The sequence below is a fragment of the Nostoc paludosum FACHB-159 genome (assembly GCF_014698835.1).
Taxonomy (GTDB): Bacteria; Cyanobacteriota; Cyanobacteriia; order Cyanobacteriales; family Nostocaceae; genus Nostoc; species Nostoc paludosum.
This window is the reverse complement of sequence record NZ_JACJTU010000016.1, coordinates 48116-69823: the sequence shown is the minus strand read 5'-3', so window position 1 is coordinate 69823 and position 21708 is coordinate 48116. Positions and strand designations below refer to the sequence as shown.

17 protein-coding genes are annotated in these 21708 nt (G+C 42.6%); 9 read left to right on the top strand and 8 right to left on the bottom strand.

The window, feature by feature from the left end; genetic code table 11:
• Positions 1 to 83: 83 nt before the first annotated feature.
• From H6H03_RS17720 to H6H03_RS17695, 6 genes are all read left to right on the top strand, one after another.
• Positions 84 to 872, top strand: a complete 789-nt coding sequence (locus H6H03_RS17720) for a DUF1868 domain-containing protein (protein ID WP_190956389.1) — start codon at positions 84 to 86, stop codon at positions 870 to 872.
• Positions 873 to 1014: 142 nt separating this feature from the next.
• Complete coding sequence (locus H6H03_RS17715; protein WP_190956388.1) at positions 1015 to 1551, top strand: hypothetical protein; 537 nt, start codon at positions 1015 to 1017, stop codon at positions 1549 to 1551.
• A gap of 99 nt (positions 1552 to 1650) precedes the next feature.
• Positions 1651 to 2373 carry a cyclase family protein gene (locus tag H6H03_RS17710; RefSeq protein WP_190956387.1) on the top strand — a complete coding sequence of 241 codons (723 nt, stop codon included), beginning with the start codon at positions 1651 to 1653 and terminating at the stop codon, positions 2371 to 2373.
• A gap of 104 nt (positions 2374 to 2477) precedes the next feature.
• Complete coding sequence (locus tag H6H03_RS17705) at positions 2478 to 3980, top strand: aldehyde dehydrogenase family protein (protein WP_190956386.1); 1503 nt, start codon at positions 2478 to 2480, stop codon at positions 3978 to 3980.
• 155 nt (positions 3981 to 4135) lie between these two features.
• Positions 4136 to 5449 carry an acetyl ornithine aminotransferase family protein gene (locus H6H03_RS17700; protein WP_190956385.1) on the top strand — a complete coding sequence of 438 codons (1314 nt, stop codon included), beginning with the start codon at positions 4136 to 4138 and terminating at the stop codon, positions 5447 to 5449.
• A gap of 68 nt (positions 5450 to 5517) precedes the next feature.
• Positions 5518 to 6435: a DUF1338 domain-containing protein gene (locus tag H6H03_RS17695; protein ID WP_190956384.1), complete on the top strand. Its 918-nt coding sequence runs from the start codon at positions 5518 to 5520 to the stop codon at positions 6433 to 6435.
• On the opposite strand, the gene H6H03_RS17690 is transcribed toward H6H03_RS17695, so the two are convergent.
• The gene (locus H6H03_RS17690) at positions 6424 to 6756 is read right to left on the bottom strand and encodes a hypothetical protein (protein ID WP_313931868.1); all 333 of its coding nucleotides are present in this window, start codon (positions 6754 to 6756) and stop codon (positions 6424 to 6426) included. The two genes, H6H03_RS17695 and H6H03_RS17690, sit on opposite strands and share 12 nt — an antisense overlap.
• A gap of 223 nt (positions 6757 to 6979) precedes the next feature.
• Between H6H03_RS17690 and H6H03_RS17685 the strand changes: the two genes are divergently transcribed.
• On the top strand, positions 6980 to 7816 hold the full coding sequence (locus H6H03_RS17685; protein WP_190956383.1) for a DUF4351 domain-containing protein: 837 nt from the start codon (positions 6980 to 6982) through the stop codon (positions 7814 to 7816).
• A gap of 92 nt (positions 7817 to 7908) precedes the next feature.
• Here H6H03_RS17685 and H6H03_RS17680 read toward each other — a convergent pair whose 3' ends face one another.
• The 6 genes from H6H03_RS17680 to H6H03_RS17655 all read right to left on the bottom strand — a co-directional run bounded on the left by H6H03_RS17680 (position 7909) and on the right by H6H03_RS17655 (position 16284).
• A complete protein-coding gene (locus tag H6H03_RS17680; RefSeq protein WP_190956382.1) occupies positions 7909 to 9894 on the bottom strand; it encodes an ATP-binding protein in 1986 nt (661 codons plus the stop codon).
• 375 nt (positions 9895 to 10269) lie between these two features.
• Positions 10270 to 10722, bottom strand: a complete 453-nt coding sequence (locus H6H03_RS17675; protein WP_190956381.1) for a response regulator — start codon at positions 10720 to 10722, stop codon at positions 10270 to 10272.
• Positions 10723 to 10726: 4 nt separating this feature from the next.
• The gene (locus H6H03_RS41795; protein WP_190956380.1) at positions 10727 to 11959 is read right to left on the bottom strand and encodes a sensor histidine kinase; all 1233 of its coding nucleotides are present in this window, start codon (positions 11957 to 11959) and stop codon (positions 10727 to 10729) included.
• 53 nt (positions 11960 to 12012) lie between these two features.
• Complete coding sequence (locus H6H03_RS17665) at positions 12013 to 14508, bottom strand: response regulator (protein WP_190956379.1); 2496 nt, start codon at positions 14506 to 14508, stop codon at positions 12013 to 12015.
• A 287-nt stretch (positions 14509 to 14795) separates the two neighbouring features.
• Positions 14796 to 15134, bottom strand: a complete 339-nt coding sequence (locus tag H6H03_RS17660) for a hypothetical protein (protein WP_190956378.1) — start codon at positions 15132 to 15134, stop codon at positions 14796 to 14798.
• A gap of 196 nt (positions 15135 to 15330) precedes the next feature.
• Positions 15331 to 16284 carry a stage II sporulation protein M gene (locus tag H6H03_RS17655; protein ID WP_190956377.1) on the bottom strand — a complete coding sequence of 318 codons (954 nt, stop codon included), beginning with the start codon at positions 16282 to 16284 and terminating at the stop codon, positions 15331 to 15333.
• A gap of 80 nt (positions 16285 to 16364) precedes the next feature.
• On the opposite strand from H6H03_RS17655, the gene H6H03_RS17650 reads away from it, so the two are divergent.
• Both H6H03_RS17650 and H6H03_RS17645 read left to right on the top strand, forming a co-directional pair.
• On the top strand, positions 16365 to 17198 hold the full coding sequence (locus H6H03_RS17650; protein WP_190956376.1) for a hypothetical protein: 834 nt from the start codon (positions 16365 to 16367) through the stop codon (positions 17196 to 17198).
• A gap of 57 nt (positions 17199 to 17255) precedes the next feature.
• Positions 17256 to 18038 carry an RDD family protein gene (locus H6H03_RS17645; RefSeq protein ID WP_190956375.1) on the top strand — a complete coding sequence of 261 codons (783 nt, stop codon included), beginning with the start codon at positions 17256 to 17258 and terminating at the stop codon, positions 18036 to 18038.
• 514 nt (positions 18039 to 18552) lie between these two features.
• On the opposite strand, the gene H6H03_RS17635 is transcribed toward H6H03_RS17645, so the two are convergent.
• Entirely contained in the window at positions 18553 to 21180 is a 2628-nt protein-coding gene (locus H6H03_RS17635; protein ID WP_313931867.1) for a PAS domain S-box protein, read from the bottom strand.
• Positions 21181 to 21708 lie beyond the last annotated feature (528 nt).

The following is a 21708-nucleotide window of genomic DNA, read 5'->3' as shown; positions in this document are numbered from 1 at the left end:
AAACTAAATACTTTTGAAATCATTCTCTTAATCTGGATAATTTTCCCTAAAATCTATCAAGTGAGAGCTTGAGGCTATGAAGATTGGACGATAACTATCAAACTTACTTAAATCGCTTGGCACGGTTGACGCTGCCGGAAGCTCACAGATCCCAAGCCCAGCATATCCAGGAATCTTCTAAATTTCAGGCAAACTCTGGGGTGAGAGAAGCAACTTCCTTTCCTGGCTATACGTTAATTACGCCGCCTGCTGAAGAAGAATCAGAAAACTCTGCTTTCTATGGCAAATTACAGATTTACCAACAGGAACTTTTGCAGTTACCTGTAAACCCTGATTTGATTGTGCCTGTACCTCCTGCTAGCTTCCATCTGACTTTAGCGGATTTAATTTGGGACAATGCCTTTGTTGATGCCCGCGAAACAAATCCCCAATTCGACCGAGAGTTACACTCTTGTGTAGCGGAAATCTTCCAGCAATATCAACAATCGATGACAAACAGGAATCATCCTATCAAATGGGGAATGCTGGGATTGATACTGATGCCAAGAGCTGTAGCTGTTTGTTTAGTACCTCAGGATGAACGCTCCTATGATGAAATTATTCAATTTCGCCGAACAATTTATCAAAACCCGAAGTTAATCGCTTTGGGTATTGAGCAGCACTATCACCTGACAGCACATATTACATTAGCCTATTTTGGCGAAGTTCCATCTGATTTAGACCGTACAAACTTCAGTACGCTCCTTTCTCAGTTGAATCAAAAATGGTTGTTGAATTTGCCAGAATTTTTGATTAATCGTGTCGAGTTGCGTAAGTTCGACGACATGACACGCTATTATCGGGAACCAGACTGGCCAATTTTAGAATTTTGACCTGAGACTGTTATTTTTCAATAAATAAACTTGCCTTGAAAGGGCATCGGGCAACGGGCATTGTAAGAGAGTTTTTTAGTAGGTGCGTTAGCTTTTGGCTAACGCACCGTTTTATTTAATTTCTAATATTCAATGGTAGTGAGTGAAGGGAGGCAGGGGAGATGCGAGAGATAAGAATGAAACTTGTGAACCTCCAAGCTTCGTCGCTGAATATCTGAGCTTGGTGAATGAATATCTGAGCTTCGTCGCTGAATATTTGAGCTTCGTCGCTGAATATCTGAGCTTCGTCGATGAATATCTGAGCTTCGTCGCTGAATATCTGAGCTTCGTCGCTGAATATTTGAGCTTCGTCGCTGAATATCTGAGCTTCGTCGATGAATATCTGAGCTTCGTCGCTGAATATCTGAGCTTCGTCGCTGAATATTTGAGCTTCGTCGCTGAATATCTGAGCTTCGTCGATGAATATCTGAGCTTCGTCGCTGAATATCTGAGCTTCGTCGCTGAATATCTGAGCTTCGTCGCTGAATATCTGAGCTTCGTCGATGAATATCTGAGCTTGGTGAATGAATATCTGAGCTTCGTCGCTGAATATTTGAGCTTGGTGAATGCCCATAGTAACCGATCGCCAAATCAACTGCGGCGATCGCACTCGACAATGCGGTATTGTATTATCACTTAACTTATTTAGCAGAATAATTCCGTCTCAATTTCTGAAAAATCCAGGCTAAACATTGCACTTTTGAGAAAAATCCTTTAGCAATCAATATAGAAGGCTGGGATGAGACAACCCGGAAGTCAAAAGAATATCACCTATACACGCGTTATCCACCTAAGTCATGTCATTGACTTGGATATTCCCCAATGGCCTGGCGACCCGCCAGTAGAGTTTGAAACTGTCGCTGAATCCAACAACGATGGCTATTACCTGCGGCGTTTTTCCTTGGGGGAACATAGCGCCACCCATATCAATGCTCCTAATAGTTTTTATAGTCATAGTATCGGAATTGACCAATATCCAGCCCAGTCTTTAGTTGTACCTGCGGTAGTCATAGATATCCGTGAAGCCGTGAAAGCTAACTTTGATTATGCTCTGGCGATCGCTGATATTTTAGCCTGGGAAGAACAATACGGTGAAATTCCTGCCAACTGCGTAGTTATATTGAATACTGGTTGGCAAAAGAAGTGGTTTGATAAAAATGCGTTCTTCAATCAGGATGCTCAGGGAATCAGCCACTTTCCAGGGTTTGGTAGTGATGCTGCCCAATTTCTACTTGAGCAACGGCAAATTGCTGGGGTAGGAATTGATACTCATGGTGTAGATCCAGGGCAGGATACCAGCTTTGCTACTAACCGCTTGGTATTAGAGCAACCGCGCATTGTACTAGAGAATCTGACTAATTTGGATCAGCTACCACCTAAAGGTACTACTTTAGCGATCGGAATTCTGAGATTGCGTGGTGGTTCTGGTTGTCCTGTGGGAGTTTTGGCATTTGTGCCTTAAGGCAATAGGCAAGAATTAATCCTAAATTCTGACTTGACGATAACGTAGAAAGCAAGCAAACTTAGTACCAAAATCCACTGAATTATCAGTCGGAGGTCTTTGTAATGATAACTCCGCTATCTTGCCGCAATTTCATAGACGGTCAATGGTTGACCGCTGTAGGGGAAGCAACTCTCGAAAGCCGCAACCCTGCTGACAGAACCGAACTTGTTGCCACATTTCCCCGTTCCCAAGCCAAGGATGTAGATACAGCGGTAGCCGCCGCCCGCAAAGCCTACCAAACTTGGCGCCAAGTCCCAGCCCCAGCTAGGGCAGAATACATTTTTCGCATCGGGGAAATATTACTCGAACACAAAGAAGAACTGGCCCAGTTAATTAGTCGAGAAATGGGTAAACCCCTGACAGAAGCTAGGGGAGATGTGCAAGAAGGTATTGACTGCGCCTTTTATAGTGCTGGTGAAGGAAGGCGACTTTTCGGGCAAACCACACCCTCGGAAATGCCCAATAAATTCGCCATGACAGTACGAATGCCCATTGGTGTCTGCGCCTTAATTACCCCGTGGAATTTCCCGGTGGCAATTCCTTGCTGGAAAGCGATGCCAGCATTGGTGTGTGGCAATACAGTCATCCTCAAACCTGCTGAAGACACATCTGCCTGTGCAACTAAATTAATTGAAATTTTCCAACAAGCAGGTTTACCGCCAGGAGTCATTAACCTGGTGCATGGTGTAGGAGAAGAAGCCGGGAAAGCTTTAGTCGAACATCCCGATGTTGATTTGGTTTCCTTTACTGGTTCTTCTCAAACTGGTGCTTTTGTCGGCGCGACTTGCGGACGCACTCACAAGCGCGTCTGTCTGGAAATGGGCGGCAAAAATGCCCAAGTGGTAATGGAAGATGCCGATTTAGAACTAGCTTTAGATGGTGCAGTTTGGGGTGCTTTTGGCACAACCGGTCAACGCTGTACGGCTACGAGTCGCCTGATTTTGCATCGCGATATCAAAGAAAAATTTACTGCTATGCTTTCTGAGCGTGCCAGTAAGTTACGCTTGGGTGCTGGTAATGACCCAGATACAGATATAGGGCCGATAATTAATGAAAAGCAACTTCAACAGGTAAGCAAGTATTTAGATATTGCCCGTGAGGAAGGGGCAAAAGTTTTAATTGGTGGGGAAATTGCATCTGCTGGCGAATTAAAAAATGGTTACTTCTTTCAACCGACTATTTTGGATGATGTAACTCCCAATATGCGCGTTGCCCGTGAAGAGATATTTGGGCCAGTGGTGGCATTGATTGAGGTGAGTTCTTTTGAAGAAGCGATCGCCATTCTCAATGATACCAATTATGGTCTTTCCTCTTCCGTTTATACTCGCGATATTAACCGCGCTTTTACTGCCATGCGTGACATCGAAGCAGGTATCACTTATATTAACGGCCCCACCATTGGCGCAGAAGTACACTTACCTTTTGGTGGTGTCAAACAAACCGGCAACGGACACCGCGAAGCTGGAACCACTGCTTTAGATGTGTTTACTGAATGGAAAAGCGTTTATGTTGACTTTTCTGGAAGTTTGCAACGTGCCCAGATAGACAACAGAAATAATTCGTAATTCGTAATTCGTAATTCGTAATTAAGGAACAGAGCAATTTAATTGGTTTGTTGTTTTAAGCTTTGCCGTTGATGGGTAGAGTAACGATTACGAATTACAAATTACTGTAAATAATTGGATTTCGCAGTTGAATTATTCAGTAATTCTAAAAAACTATGTTAAGTATTCCTGTTAACTTAAATTTACCTCGGACACCGCGCATAATAAGTTCTTTGCCTGGAACTCGCGCTCAAGAAATTATACAACGCGATCGCGCCGTCACTTCTCCTTCTTATACCCGCGATTATCCCTTGGTGGTGGCTCGTGGTGAAGGCTGTATGGTGGAAGATGTGGACGGCAATGTGTTTCTGGATATGACCGCAGGTATCGCCGTCACCGCCACCGGACATGCACACCCGGAAGTCGTCAAGGCAATTCAAGAACAGTCGGCGCGTTTGCTGCACATGTCGGGGACGGATTTTTATTATGAACCGATGGTAGAATTGGCAGAAAAATTAGCTGTTCGCGCCCCCTTTCCCCAGCCAGAGAATAACACTGGATTTCCCGCCAAAGTATTTTTTACCAATTCTGGGGCAGAGTCTAACGAAGGAGCGATTAAATTAGCTAGATATTACACCAAGCGATCGCTAATCGTCGCATTTTTAGGCGCATTCCACGGACGCACTTATGGCGCAATGTCTCTGACTGGTTCCAAAGTAGTGCAGCGAGCCAATTTTGGCCCCTTAGTTCCAGGGGTGACTCATATCCCCTACGGCACTCACGCGAGCTTAGATTACTTAGAAAAACAGCTGTTTACCACAACTTTACCACCGCAAGAAGTAGCGGCAATTGTAGTTGAGCCAATTCAAGGCGAAGGTGGATATATTGTACCAGAGGACGGTTTTTTAAAACGCATTCGGGAGATATGCGATCGCCACGGTATTTTAATGGTGGTGGATGAAGTACAAGCCGGAATGGGGCGGACAGGTCGCTTATTTGCGATCGAGCATTGGGGAGTGATGCCTGATATTATTACTACCGCCAAAGGTATCGCCAGCGGTCTACCTTTAGGGGCGATACTTGCAAGACCAGAGTTAATGACTTGGCCTCCTGGTTCCCACGCTACCACATTCGGCGGTAATCCCGTAGCATGTGCGGCTGGTATTGCCACCCTCGAATTACTCGAAAGTGGTTTAATGACCAACGCTACCCAGATGGGAGAATTATTACAAACTGGACTTACCGAATTACATCAAAAATTTCCCCGACTATCGCCACCACGGGGTAAAGGTTTAATGGTTGCGGTGGACTTATTAGATGAAGCAGGTAATTTTGATAATAAACTGCGCGATCGTATTATCCAAGAATCCTTCTTACAAGGTTTATTATTGCTAGGTTGTGGCAAAGCAGCAATTCGTTTTTGCCCCCCCCTAATTATCGACAGCGACCAAATCCAAACCGCCCTCCAAATTCTCTCAAATATCCTCTAACCTCACGCAAAAACTCTTTGCGCCTTTGCGTCTTTGCGTGAAAAAATCATTCATCCCCCATCAACATTATGAAACCCCAAATAGCCCTCCATCTCTGGAAACTACTCTGGCAACAATACAGCGCCAGAGTAAATCATGCCCGTACCTACCAACAAATGATTACCGCTGCTGGTGGAAACGTCGCCAACGACCACATCGCCTTTCGGTCTTTGCGTCTATTAGTAGATACTCCCCAAGGTAAAATTAACCTCGGCATTGGCTACCTCGAACAAACTATAGAAGCTTTAGGTTACGTAGCGGCTGGAGAGTATACTTTTGCCAAAACTCATCTTTATGCCCGTCATTATCATCATCCACAGCAAGAGGAATTTAACTTACCCAAACTGTTTATCAGCGAATTAATTGTTGATGAATTGCCTAGCAATATTGCTCAAATTATCTCTCAAACAGTATCTTCAATTGAATATAAACTCGCTTCATCTGTTAATTCTCTTTTAGAAAAAGAACAAAACACTGAAACCATCGCCAAACAACTCCAACAAATATTTACCCGTCCTTGGCTACCTCCCTGGCGTTCCGTTGTCGAAGAGGTGAATCAGGTTACTCAGTATGGGGCTTGGGTATTGCTGCACGGTTATGCTGTGAACCATTTCACAGGCTACGTTAACGCCCAGAACACCGCGAAATATCCAGATATAGATAGTACCGCCAGTAGTTTAGCTAACTTAGGCGTACCAATGAAAGCAGAGATAGAGGGAAATGTTGCTTGTGGTTTGCGTCAAACGGCGACTCAAGCAGTAACGGAAATGGTGACGGTATTAGATGATAAAAGTGGTCTAGAAATTCAGATTCCTTGGACTTACGCCTATTATGAAATTGCTCAGCGCTATCCAGTGGAAGTAGAACCTGGAAAGCAAGTACTTTTTGATGCTTTTTTAGGAAGTAATGCTCAGCAATTGTTTGAAATGACGCGTTTATCTAAGTAGAAATGGGGCATGGGGCATGGGGCATTGGGCATTGGGTATGAGATAAAGAGAAAGCTGAATTGTATTGACGAGTATCAAAGACTCATTCACGAGTATCAAAGACTCGTTCACTAGTATCAAAGACTCGTCGGCGAGTATTAAAGACTCGTTCGCGAGTATCAAAGACTCGTCGGCGAGTATTAAAGACTCGTTCGCGAGTATCAAAGACTCGTCGGCGAGTATTAAAGACTCGTTCACGAGTATCAAAGACTCGTCGGCGAGTATTAAAGACTCGTTCACGAGTATCAAAGACTCGTCGGTGAGTATCAAAGACTCATTCACGAGTATCAAAGACTCGTCGGCGAGTATCAAATTGCGATTTGGGTATCGCAACTGTGAAAGGACATCCAGACTTGATACTAAATCAGCTTTTATAACCCCTCTTTCTTCTCATCCTGCTTTACTTGCTTCCTGTCCCCTCCCCTAAATGCGCTCAGATATTTTTTTAATTGGAAGTCTCTTATCTCATGTAAAGATGATTTTGGTGTGAAATAAAGAGTAAATTGTGAGTTTTGACAACGTTTGTAAGGTTTTAGCTGAAAAATACCCAAGAGAATTTGTTAGTTGGTTACTGGCCGAAGCACCGACAAAAGTTAAAGTACTGAAGACAGAATTAAGTTTAGAACCAATCCGTGCAGATTCTGTGACTTTTCTGCAAACAGCCAATCGAATTTTACACATTGAATTTCAAACTCGCACCATCTCAAATCCGCCGCTTCCATTCAGGATGCTGGATTACTCCGTGAGGTTAATACGTCAATATAACGTCCCAGTCACCCAAGTAGTAATTTTTTTACAAGAGACAAATAACGAAATTGCTTTTACTGAAGAATATGTAAATGAGACAACAACTCACCGTTATCGAGTTTTGCGGATGTGGGAACAAGAATCAGCATTATTTCTTGATAACCCTGCATTATTACCTTTAGCACCATTAACACGAACAACTTCACCCCAAAGGTTGCTATCCCAGGTTGCCCAGAGTGTTGCTAGAATTTCCGATAGGAATACTAGGCAGGATATTGCAGCTTACGCAGAAATTTTAGCTGGTTTAAAGTTTGAAAAGGAATTGATTCGTCAATTTTTAAGCGAGGATGTGATGCAAGAGTCAGTAATTTATCAAGATATTTTACAGAAGGGACAACAACAGGGGCAACAACAAGAAGCCTTTCGGTTTTTGATACGTCTGTTAACTCGGCGGTTTGGTGAGATAGATTCGTTGATAATTGAACGTATTCGAGTATTGTCTACCGAACAATTAGAAGTATTAGGAGAGGAATTTGTAGATTTTTCTGAAATATCTGATCTAGTAGTTTTACTAGAACAGCAGGAGAGTAGTTAAAAAATTAAACACAAATTCAGGAATTAATTCGTTAATTTCCGCTACCCCATGCCCCATGCCCCATGCCCAATGCCCAATGCCCAATGCCCCATTCATTTAACAAATTCCGGTAGTTCTATCCAAAAACGACTACCTTGGGAGACTTCTGACTCCATACCTACTTGTCCGCCCATGCGTTCGATGCCTTTACGGACGATCGCTAGTCCAATTCCTGTACCAGGGTAGGCTTCTATGCTATGTAGGCGCTCGAAAACACCAAAAATCCGTTCCCAATGCTGGGGCGAGATACCTATGCCGTTGTCTTCTACCCACAAACGCACGCAGGGTTCGCGGCGTTCTGTCCAGATTCTGACTTGGGGTTGGACTCCAGAAGCTACAAATTTAATGGCGTTGGTTAGTAGGTTTGTAACAATTTGCTCAACGGTGCGGTAGTTTCCCACAACTTCTAACAATGGTTCAGTAATTGTTACTTGGGCTTGGTTTTGTTGCAGTGATACTTCTAATTGTGTCAGCACTTGCTTGACTAGTGAGTTGAGGTTAATTGGTTGCAGCGGCAAATCAATCCGACTCAAGCGGCTGTATTCTAATAGGTCTATCAACAGGTTGTCCATGCGCTCGACGTTACTGGCGATGCGATGGAGTAAATCTTGCCCGCCTGAATTCAATAAAGTATCGTAGTCTTCTAAAAGAATTGTGGCAAATCCCCGAATCGCACGCAGAGGTTCTTGTAAGTCGTGGGAGATGGAATAGGCAAAGGCTTCTAAGGCACTGTTGGCTTCTTCAAGCTGTTGTGTGCGGTTGTGAACTAGTTGTTCGAGTTGTTCGGTGTAACGCTGTAATTGTTCGCGCAAACGAGACTGCTGAATGGCGATCGCTAACTGATTTGCCACCTCACGGGCAATTTCTACGTTTTCCTCAGTTAATGACCACGGTTGAATTACGCCTACGTTCAAAGAACCGATTAGCTCTTGTTGAGCAATCACAGGTACATTCATAATTAAGCGAATGCCTTGGTCGAAGAGCTGTTGTTGAACGCGATAGGGTCTAGGATGCTCAGCCAGGTTTTCAACCATCATCACCTGGTTTTGCTGCAAGTTTTCAATGTTGCCAAAATCATCCAATGGGAAAGTTTCGCCGGTGGCAAAGCCAATGCGATCGCTAGACTGGACAGCTAAGACAGTGGCTTGTTGCTGTTCCAAATCAAACAACGTCACATCCATTAATTGGCAGGGAAGTAAGGGATAAGTCGCAGCTAAGGCCGCTTGGGCAATTCCTTTGGGAGAAATTGCCCCCAAAATCGACCGATCTAACTCTTGGAGAGTTTGTAATCTTGTAGCATAGCGCTTTAGTGCTTCTTCTGAGCGTTTGCGCCCGGTAATGTCTTCCACTAGACCATCAATTACCTCTTCTCCATTAGTAATATTGAGAGTTTCATTCACTGATATCCATATATAGCTACCATCTTTTCTACGTATTCTTAATTCCCGTTCTCGTCTTTTGTTTGGTGTAATATCTCCGGCTCTGGAAAAAATCTCATTAAAGTTAGTATTAGACTCAATTTCTTCTAAAGAATCAAGCCTCAAAAGGCTGAGAAATGCACTGTTAACTTCTAATAGGTGTCCGTCGGGAATTGCGCGAAATACGCCAACATTTAATTGGTTGAGTAAAGATTGCAGGCGGTTCTCTAAAAAGTTAGCTCTTTGGCGAGTTTCATTGCGTTCTAAGACAGATCTCACCGTTGCGGATAAACGAACTAAATGCTTGGGTGACTTAAGAATATAATCATCGAGTCCGCTTTTCATTGCCTCAACGGCTATTTCCTGATTGCCTGTGTTAGTAAACATAATCACCGGGCGATCGGGATAGCGGTTCTTTAAAAGATGTAATATTTCTAAACCATTGTTCCAACGAAGTTGATAATCGGTGATTGTCAGATCGAAGCGACCTGCTGCCAATGCTTCCTCAAACTTTTCTGGTTCACCCACTTCCTCTATTTCTACATCAGGAAATTCTCGCCGCATCTCTCGGATAATCATGAAACGGTCATTTGGATTGTCGTCAATAATCAGAATGTGCATGAGTAACCAAAATTGATGCTTGAGAAGCTTTAAGTGCAGAATCTTTACTAAGGTAAAGTTAATTTAATAACTTGCAACTTTTGTAGTATCTGTTAAGAATGTAATGGCTAAGTTTTAACTCTTTTGGTGTCAGACTCTTGGCGAGAACAGACCCTAGTAACGATCTCAACTTAAAGCTATTTTTTAGATAAATAGACCATGTTCTACAGATAGAACGCAATGCTCATTGGTATGAACTTAAGCTAGAAATAGCTTAACTGTTGGTTTCATGAACAGCGTGTAGGGAGTAGGATGCACGGTATAGGGAAATTCATAATTAAAATTAGAAGTTTGTACAAGAGTGGGTTTGAAAGCGTGTTTGCCAACACAACTTGTCTAACTGAGGTAAACCAACGGCTGTTGATTTAAATTTAGCCAGTAGGCATCAACTAACTTTATCATTGCGGTTAAATCATTGAATGCCACGGGTTTCACTAAATAAGAATTAACACCCAAGTCATAAGCTTTATGAACGTCGGTTGTTTCTTTAGAAGTTGTTAGCACAATGACTGGTAGGCGTTTGAGTTCGGGTTGTTGCTTGAGCCACTCCAAAACCTCAAACCCAGATTTGCGGGGCATTTTCAGGTCTAACAAAAACAGTATCGGCAAAGGGTAGCGTTCTCGGTCAGCATATTCTCCTTCACCACAGAGGTAAGAAATAGCCGCTTCTCCGTTGCTGACAACTTGTAGGGGCTGCATCAGATTAGCTTTGTGTAAAGCACGACGAATTAACAGAACTTGATTGGAGTCGTCTTCTGCCAGTAAAATTGTCTGCTGCTCTGTGTTCATGTTCTCATCGAAAGTTTTTTTGTAGTTCAATCCAAAACCGACTTCCTTGACCTACTATTGACTCTACACCGACCTGTCCCCCCATACGTTCAACACCTTTGCGGACAATGGCTAAACCAATGCCAGAACCAGGATAACTTTCTTGAGTATGTAATCTTTCAAATACGTTAAAAATTCTCTGCTGATATTCTGGTGCAATGCCAATACCGTTATCTTCTATCCAGAGGCGAATGGAGGACGTTCTTAAAGAGGATGGGGAGCAGGGGAGATGGGGGGCACAGGGGAAATCACTGCAACTTCTTTTCTCTTTGCTCCTGTGTCCCTCCGCTTCCTCGTCTTCCCCTAAGACTTCTGCCCAGATACGAATTTTGGGTTGTCTGTTAGCGGGGACGAATTTAATTGCATTACTCAGCAGATTTACGAGTACTTGGATTAAAATTGTGCGATGCCCTGTAACTTCTGGAAGTGGTTGCTCTATGTTTACTTGAGCTTGTGGCGATGAGCTACACCCCGCCTTTAGCGCTCGCAATTCTACTTCTAGTTGGTTTAACGCTTCTGTAACAATGTCTGTTAAGTTAAGTACGCAAAGATTAATTTCTACTTGACTCAGGCGCGAGTAGTCGAGCAAGTCTTGAATTAGTCCATCCATTCGTTCAGCAGAGGCGACAATCCTTTGGATATAATCTTGTCCATTGCTGTCCAAGCGATCGCTATAATCTTCCTGTAGTGCTTGAGCTAAACCTTGCATTGACCGCAAAGGAGCGCGTAAGTCATGGGAGACTGAATAAGCAAAGGTTTCTAGTTCTTTGTTGGCTTCCAATAGGGCGGCTGTGCGTTCGGCGACTCGTTCCTCTAATTCATTGGCGTAGTTCTGTACCGCCTGTGCCACTTCACGATAGCGAGTTTCACTTTCTCGTAACTTAAACTCTGTGCGTCTCCAAGCTGCATTTAATTCGGTAGTTAGCAGCGATACAATCACAAATAACCCCAAGCGGATAAAGCTATCGAGGGTTAAAATACTCAGTGAATAAATTGGTTCTAAAAAAAAGAAAGCGATCGCCAAGCTACACAGCACGGTTGCCAATAAACTTGAGCCACGAGTCCCATACCACGAACTCACTACCACGGCTGCAAAAAACACTGAAAAAGTAATATTCTCTAATAGTGGCGATATCAGTAGAGAAAATAACAGTGCTAAACCGCTAGCGAGTACGGCAATACCGTATTTGTACCACACAAACTTCTGGAATAATAATTACGAATTACGAATTACGAATTACGAATTACGAATTATTCTGGCACTAAGTTAGCAATAGTTTCAATTAACTGGGCTGGATCTATTGGCTTGCTAATGTGGGCTTGAAAACCGACTGCTTTGGCTCGTTGTTCGTTACCTTCTCCAGCATAAGCTGTCAGAGCGATCGCTAAAATTTGTCCTCCTTGTTCTGGACTCATTAACCTAATTTGTCTCAATAACATATACCCATCCATTCCCGGCATTCCAATATCGCTCACCAGTAAATCTGGTTTCCACTGTGGCAATATTTCCAATACTTCTGTTGCTGATGATACAGCAGTGACAGTGGCTCCAGACTGTTGGAGTACAAAGCTAACTAACTCTAACGAATCAGGTTCGTCATCCACAACTAAGATTTTCAAACCATTAAAAGCTGGAGTATTGGTGGCCATGACATCGCTTTCTTTGCTGCTGTCAACTGTATCAGTAAGTATCATCGGCAACTTGACAATAAAGGTTGCTCCGTGACCTTCGCCTAAACTTTCTGCCAAGACAGTTCCACCATGCATTTCTACTAAATAACGGACAATTGCCAATCCCAAACCCAAGCCGCCAAATTTCCTAGTAGTTGCACTATCGGCTTGACGGAAAGTTTCAAATACATAGGGCAGAAAATCTCGATTAATTCCTTTACCTGTGTCTTTAACTCTGATTTGCACCTGAGAATCAATTTGCTCTAAATAAATCTCAACTTGTCCGCCTTCAGGAGTAAATTTAATGGCGTTGGAAAGGAGATTCCAGACAATTTGTTGCAAGCGCCCTGCATCTCCAAATACTTGACCAACGGCAGGATCGAGAGCAGAGTGAATTTGAATCGATTTTGCTTCTGCTGATAGCCGTACTGTTTCCATTGCGGCTCGAATAATGGTTGCCAAATCCACTGGGCAAACATTGAGACTGAGTTTACCTCGCAAGATGCGGGAGATATCTAACAAGTCTTCAATGAGTTTAGTTTGTAACTTAGCGTTACGTTCAATGGTTTCTAGAGCTAAAGCTGTTTTTTCTCGATCTAGCTTGTTGGTACGCAGAAGTTTTGCCCAACCTAAAATCGGATTTAAGGGAGTTCTGATTTCATGAGATAGAACAGCTAAAAACTCATCTTTAATGCGATTTGCGTCTATTGCTTGCTGGTAAAGCCGAGCATTATCAATGGCTGTAGCTGCCCGCAAAGCCAGGGCTTGAGCCATATTTAAATTAGCTGTACTGTAGCGACGCTTCCTTTGGGTAGTAATCAAAGTAATTGTGCCTAGCTTGCGTAGGCGCATTCCACCGTAGGCATCGCGAGCCAGTAGGGGCACAATTATGTAAGATTGAATGTCCATCTGGCGCATCAACCGTTGGGTTTCTGCGTCCTGGTTCATAGTTAATAAAAAAGAATTCGCCGTTGCATCAGTAACTAATTCTGGTTCGCCTGTTTGCAAAACTTTTCTAACACCAAAATCAGCATCTGCGGAAGTAGAATAAAACCGTCTGAGTAAGAGGGCTAGCGCTTCTTTTTCTGGAGTGCTTGCTGCAACAACTGGTTCTTCAAATACTGTTAAATTAGTCTCAACAATATCAATTAAACAGCAATCAGCTAATGTAGGAACTACTAAGTTGGCTAATTTTGCCAGAGTCGTGCGGTAATCGAGGGAAGATACCAGCAATCGGCTAGCTTCAGACAATAAACTATAATTTTGCTTTTCAGCCTCAGCTTCCATGCGGGCAGCTTGTTCGCTGATGAGTAGTTGCTCTCGCTCTAATTCTACTTGTTTGCGATCGCTAATATCTTCTACTAAGCCATCAATGATACCTTTGCCATCAATTTTGCTGAAGGTTTTACTGACACGTACCCAAATCAAACTACCATCAGCTCGTCGCAATTGAATTTCGCGATCGCGCACTTCGCCATTTTCTCGCAGTTGATTAATTAGCTGAGTATAATCTTCTAGCTGAAAATAAAGCTCTATGAACCGACTTGCTTGCTCTTGGGGTAAGGTTCCCAACCCAATCAAACGCAGAAATGCTGGGTTGCATTCGAGTAAAGAACCATCGAAAGTTGCCCGATAAATGCCAACATTGAGGCGGTTGAGCAGAGTTTGAAAGCGAATTTCTAAATTTGCGGCTTTTTGGCGAGTTTCAGCTCGTTCTAGGGCCGATCTCACTGCTGCTGTTAAGCGTACCTGGTGCTGAGGAGATTTGATTACATAGTCATCTAATCCAGATTTCATTGCCTCTACAGCAATCTCCTGAGTACCGCTGTTGGTGAACATAATCACCGGGCAGTTAGGATAACTAGCTTTAATTGCGTGTAATACTTCTATACCATTACTCCAGCGCAATTGATAATCGGTGACAACCAAGTTAAATTGTCCTCTCTCTAGTGCTTGAGCTAAGTCTTGTGCTGTGACCACTTGTTCAACTTCGAGGTCAGAAAACTCACGTTCCAATTGCCGAATTGCTAGGAGGCGATCGTTCGGATTGTCATCAATCAACAGAATTCGTAACATTTGTGGCTACAAGTCCGATTGCCTTCAAATCATAAGCCTAAAAGTAGCTTAAACGTACTCCACATTTAGGAAGGATTTCAGAAAACAAAACAAAATATGTGATATAGCAATCCTAGCAATTTCTACATTGGTGAGCGATCCCTTTGTTAAAAGGTTTTTATGTTTTATAGCGTTTTCTAATCTAGTGAGGTACTAAATAATTCACACTCCAAATTAGGCAAACCTCTGCGTAACTCTGCGCTTGACTCTGCGCCACTTTGCGTTTAAAAACACAGGGAAACGCTATATTAACAGGGGATTGGTAACCCTTCCTGCATTGTTAATGTATCAACTCGCAATTGAGTTGCATCGCCTCGCAATTGAGTTGCATCGCCTCGCAATTGAGTTGCATCGCCTCGCAATTGAGTTGCATCGACCTGCAATTGAGTTGCATCGACCTGCAATTGAGTTGCATCGACCTGCAATTGAGTTGCATCGACCTGCAATTGAGTTGCATCGACTCGCAATTGAGTTGCATCGACCTGCAATTGAGTTGCATCGCCTCGCAATTGAGTTGCATCGACTCGCAATTGAGTTGCATCGACTCGCAATTGAGTTGTAAGGATTTCTAGCGAAGAAAATACCAACGCTGACGAGTTTCGACTCCGCTCAACTCTCGACTATGAAGTTGGTTGAGCAACTTGCCCTGAGCGGAGTCGAGGGGAGTCGAAGCCTTAAAAAGGTGGATTTAGGAGGATCTATGACGATTTTGGTTTTCCGGAGAGATGTGTATACACCCTAGCCATTCCCCTATCCACCATCTTCCCAGTCGCCACTGCCCTTTCAAACTTTTTTCCGACTACAATACATTACCAAAAGTACAAACAATCCCATTCCTGCGAGATATTTAATCGGATCGGGTACGTTAGGATTAGGCGAAAAAAAGCCTTCGATCGCACCTGCAAGCATCAACATTGGTACAATCCCAAATACTAACTGCGCTGCCTGATTTCCATAAAATTTCAGTGCGTCGCCTCGGCGATATTTGCCAGGAAATAAAATTGCTCTTGCTAATAAAAATCCTGCACCTCCAGCAAAAAATATCGCTGGTAGTTCTAAGGAACCATGCGGAAATACAAACGCCCAAAAAGGATAAGCTAGATTATTCTGACCAACTAAAGTACCAACGGCACCAATTAATAAACCATTAAATACCATCAAATAGGCTGTGTATATCCCAGCTGTAATCCCACCGGCAACAGCCCCAAAAGACACCGCCAAGTTATTAATCGTAATGCCGCTGGATGCTAGAGGTTCAATGCCAACAATTGACCCCATCCACAATTTATGCTCATCTCGTACCTTGGTTATCAAGTTTTCAGGTACGATTAAGGACATGAAGCTGGGATTTTGCCAGGAATACCACCAAGCAACTACTCCACCCAGTAGAAACAGCGCCGTTGCCGCAGCGATATATGCAAATGTTTTTTGGACTACAGATGGTAATCCCCAACGGTAAAATTCTAAAACTGCCTGCCACTCCTGTCGCCGCGAACCCTGATAAATTTGCGTATAAGCACGAGTTGTTAAAGATTGTAAACTTTGTATCAAAGTATTGCTGATTTGCTGGGTACGGGCGCGGGCTAAATCTGCGGCCACTGAACGATATAAAGAAGCTAATTCTCTAATTTCGGCTGCCCGCAGGGACTTTAGCCCTTTTTTTTCTACCTGCTTTAATAGGGCATCCAAACGCTGCCAATTCGGTTCTCGTCGTGCAATCCAACGTTGAATATTCATGAATTTTGGGAACACTGACTTTAACTTAGCTTAAGATAGCCTCAAATTCAGATCCGTAGTTTCAAGGGAAATTTGGTATTATGTCTGAAAATTTTGGATCTTCGGGACACATACAACCACTGAGTATCGGTAACGTTGTCAGTGCTGCGGTGCGGCTGTATCGTTCTCATCTCAAGAGTTATCTCAATTTAGCTGCGATCGCTCACTTGTGGGTTATAGTTCCAGTCTATGGCTGGGCGAAATATGCTGCCATTTCTGGCTTAATTTCGCGCTTGGCTTTTGGAGAATTGGTTTACCAGCCTGAAAGTATCCAAAGCGCCAACAATCACATTAACCCGCGTCTGTGGTCATTTTTCCGAGTTGCTTTCCAAGTAGGGATATCTTTACTGATTGTTTATTTTGGGTTAGCGATCGTTGGTGGTATCTTCGCTGCCTTGCTGGGGATAGTATTAGGAGGGGTATTAGGTAGTTCAGGCGTTATAGTCGTAACTACATTGGCAATCATTGTAACTGTGGGAATTGTGCTTTTAGGACTAACGTGGTTTTACTCACGTTGGATTGTTGCTGAAGTCCCCCTAGCAGTTGAGGAAAATATTAATGGAGGCGAAAGTGTTGCCAGAAGTTGGGAGTTAACTAAAGCTTCAGTATTTCGCATTCAAGGCGTAGTATTAGTTGCTTTTTTGGTGACACTACCAATAGTATTTGTATTCAACTATATACCCAGTTTATTCCTTTTAAGACTTGAGCAAGGTACTCCTATCTACTCACTTGTGTATTTTATTTCTTGGATTGGTAGCTTAGTAGGTGGAGTTTTTGTGATGCCATTCTGGCAAGCACTAAAAGCTGTTTTATACTTTGACTTGCGTAGTCGGCGTGAAGGTTTGGGTTTGCAATTACGACAACCTCCTTTGTAGGTTTTTTGTTAACTCCATACCTGAATTCAACTTTATTAATTTTTGATTAGTTCAAATATGCGCTTTTTTAATCGCATCTCATTCCAGACTCCAGAAAGTGTAGAACTGGAATTTACTTTAGCAGGAATCGGCAATCGAGCTTTAGCATTGCTGATTGACTATACAGTGTTGGGTATAAGTTTGTTGTTGTTTGTGTTGGCCTGGACTTTTTTCTCAACACAACTGTACAATTTACTGGAAGATTTAGTTACAAATCCTGGAAATATAGGACTTTGGTTATTAGCGATTTTCTTCTTTATCGCTTTTGCAATTTACATCGGCTATTTCGTATTTTTTGAAACCTTATGGTTTGGGCAAACCCCTGGAAAACGCATCGCTAAAATTCGTGTGGTTAGAGATGATGGTAGACTCATCGGGTTACAACAAGCAACATTACGTGCCTTATTGCGACCCTTTGATGAAACTTTGTTTCTTGGCGCTTTTTTAATTATGTTGGGCAACCGCGAAAAGCGTTTGGGTGATTTGGCTGCTGGTACAATTGTGATTCAAGCCCAACCAAATACTGCATCGACATTGACAATTACAGACGAGGCAAAAATACTCCACGAACAATTACTACAAACTGCCAATTTATCCCAATTATTACCTGATGATTTTGCAGTTATTCGTGAATATTTACAGCGACGTGGTGCAATGTCCTTAAAAGCAAGAGCATCACTATCTTTAAACTTAGCTGAGCAAGTTAAATCTATTATTAATTTAGAAAAATTGCCAGAAAATTTTACGGCTGATGTATTTTTAGAAGCTATTTATCTTGTCTATCAACAGCAGGAATTTTAAGGAAGTATTCAGAATACAGAACTCAGAATTCAGAATTATCTAAATCCAACAGACGCCATTTATCGCGTCTGTTGTTGTTTCTAAACCCCTATATCTAGGTCGGTTAAGGGGAAAAGGGGAAGGGGAAAGGGGAAAGAAAAAACCTTTACCCTTTACCCCAAACCAAATTCCTAGTTCAAAATGCAAAACCCAAGCAGTATTAGATACGGTTGAGTTAAAGGCTAATTCTACAAAATTGTGGGTTTACCAGACGCGATAAATCGCCGTCTCTACGAGTGTTTAGGTCTTATCTGAACTGTATTGATATAGAGATGGGTGTATTTTTTGAAGTTGATATTTTTATTTATTGTCAATACCTAATAAATAATCCTCCAACTCCTGTAAATAAATTCGCAGTTGTTGGAGGGGCATTCAAATGTTGCAGCAAAAAGTGAATTGATATCAGTTAACAACTAATAGATTAATTTCTGGTTAACAAAAAATTAAGGTAACATTATATTGGCGATCGCCCTCGCTACTTTAGCGGAATCACGATGGCAAACTCAGCACCTTCTCCTGGTGCTGAAATACACTCAAGTTTTCCAGAGTGTTTTTTAACAACAATTTGGTAACTAATTGATAATCCCATACCAGTGCCTTTACCCACAGGCTTGGTAGTGAAAAACGGGTCAAATAAGTGTTTTTGTACTTTCTCACTCATTCCTAACCCATTGTCAGCAATGCGAATAGTTACAGAGTTTTTATCAATGGAAGTACGGATGCGAATTTTGGGTATTGGGCATGGGGGAGTCACTGCGGTCATTTGGTCTCCAAATGTCGAGCAAGTGGCGTCATGGGGCATTGGTTTATTCCTCACGTCCCCCTTCGGGTTCGGAAGTTTGGACTCGACGGGAGCCGCCTTCTCTACGAGAGGCTTCGCCAACGCGCAGCGTCTCGTAGAGAAGACTCCAACTTCCTCACCGCGTCCCCATGTCGCCGCGTCTACCTCATCTTCCCATCCCTCTATACTTCGGCTTCGCTCAGTACAAGTCTCCCCATCTCCCCATACTTCTCTACGAGAGGCTGCGCCAACGGCTCCCCTCAGTACAAGTCTCCCCACTCCCTCTTCTAAGGCATCGATGGCATTTGTCAGCAGATTCATAAACACCTGATTCATTTGTCCCGCGTGACACACTACTCGCGGCAAGTTGCCGTACTCTTTAATTACTTGGATTTCGGGATGTCCTGGTTTGGCTTTCAAGCGATTTTGTAAAAGTAGCAAGGTATTATCCAAACCTTCATGGATATCCACTGGTTTCATGCCGTCTTCATCAAGGCGAGAGAAATTGCGTAAAGATAAGACAATCTGGCGAATGCGTTCAGAACCCATGTTGATAGAATTGAGGACTTTGGGCAAGTCTTGTTTGAGAAAGTCTAAATCAATGGCTTGGATTTGTTGGTGAATTTCTGGTGCGGGTGGGCAGTAGTGCTGTTGATAAAGTTCTATTAAGTGCAGCAAATCTTGGATATATCCACTAGCGTGGCTAATATTGCCATAGATAAAATTGACGGGGTTATTGATTTCGTGGGCAATTCCCGCTACTAACTGTCCCAAACTAGACATTTTTTCAGTTTGAATTAGTTGCGCTTGGGTTTGTTGAAGTTCTAGCAGTGCTGCTTCTAGTTGCTGGGCTTTGTCTTGGGCAGTTTGGGCGGCGATACGACTTTGGGTATAAAGTTTAGCTTGGTCAATGGCGATCGCTATTTGGTCTGTAACTGCTTGGAGTAATTCTATTTCGTTGTCTAGCCAAGGCCGAAACCCATTAGAATAACCACAGCTAAAGGCGGCAATTTCCCCAGATTGGGTATGTATCGGCAACGACATAAAAGCGGTGAAGCCAAAATCGTTCAAAAACTCCCGTGTCATGCCACTGACAGTTTTAACATCATTGATGCGGATGATTTCTCTGTTCAAAGTTTTGCTACCGATGAGTTCGATTTCTGCATTATTTCCTTGGTCATTCAGCAGACATGGTAAAAAGGAACTTTTAGCCTCATATACTCTCTCCCAGTAGGGTATCTGGGCGTTTTGTCGATACCAAAAGAAGGCGCAACGGTCTATTTGAAATAAGTTGCGAATCTCCCGGACTGCGGTTTCCACAATGTAGTTGAGATCCAAGGAAGCTCGAATTTGGCTAGAAAGACGATTGAGTAATCTTTCCCGTTGGACGCTTTCTCTAAGTGCAACTTCTGTTTGTTTGCGGTCAGTGGTGTCGTAACAAATACCAACGAAGTTCAAAACGTTACCATTGGCGTCTCTAGTCGCAGATGAGCTGCTTGTGTGCCATCGCCAACTGCCATTTTTGTGTTTTACGCGATATTCAATTGCATCTTGTTTTTCGCCTGTTGTCACAACTCGTTGTAAATAATCTGCACACATAGGCACATCCTCAGGATGTACAAACAGACTAAAAGATTTGCCTTCCACTTCCCTAACTTCATGCCCTAAAATATCAGTCCAGTTCGGGGAAACGTAGGAAAATATTCCCTCAGCCGTCAGCGCAAACAGAATGTTATTGGCATTCTCAATAATAGTGCGGAACTTGGTATTTCTTTCGAGTAATGCAGCTTGTACTTTGTCTTCGTTTTGGCGAATCAGAACTATAATTTGCTGCTCTGGTAGTGGTAATAATCTAGCTTCAAAGTTACCGTTTTCTAGTGGTAACGGTAAGCTATATTCAAAACTAACTTCACATTGCGTTACAAGTACTTGAGTCATTGCTTCGTGGAAGCGATCGCCTACAGCGATCGGTAGGCATTCTCGCAAACTCTTGCCCCGTTCAACTCCTTGTGTAATATACAAATTTGGCATTTTTCCTGGGCGATAATCCAAGATGGTTCCATCAGCATCAACACGAAAATAAAAATCAGGAATTACTTGCAAAATAGCTGCAAACTCTGATGTTTTTTGGTGCAACTTTGCTTCCAATGTTTGGCGTTTTGCAGTTTCTCTTGCCAGTTGCCTCAATGCTTTTGTTAATTCTCTTGCTTGCGTTTTTTCTTTGAATTTACCTTGTTTCTTAATTAGTTTCTCATCTTGTTGTATCTTTTGTTTTTCAACGTTGATTTGGTTAATGTAATTTTGCACCCTTCTAGGAAACACTTTTGCCTGCCTGCTCTGCCTAAATTATTGAAGTAAAATCTCTCAAACTAAATTTGTTAAAAAATGTGTATAATATTTCGATCTCAACCTGGTAATTATCTTAATACTTTATTTCTTTTTAGATATACATTAATTCCTCTTTTTGTGTAAATAAATTGGGGAAATGCTAAAGTTTTGATTAAGACGAACTTTACCATTTTTATTCAAACTGAAAATTTCCTAGCTTCAGTAAAATTACTTAAATATATTTTTTCCTTGAAATCATCGATAAATTTATACTGATTATCTAATTTAATCGCTGAAAATCTGAATTAGTTTGACTTGGCTGTGTTTAGATCCCCGACTTCTTTAAGAAGTCGGGGATCTGACTTTTCACGAATTATTTACAGATATGTCTTCATCAAAAATTCACAAACTCAAGATTTTCATATCAAAGCTAAGAGTAGGGAGTGGGGAGCAGAGAAGAAGTTGCAGCACGCAGTGGCTCCCCAATGCCCAGTCTGTTGTATAGCTCCTTGGCGATCGCAT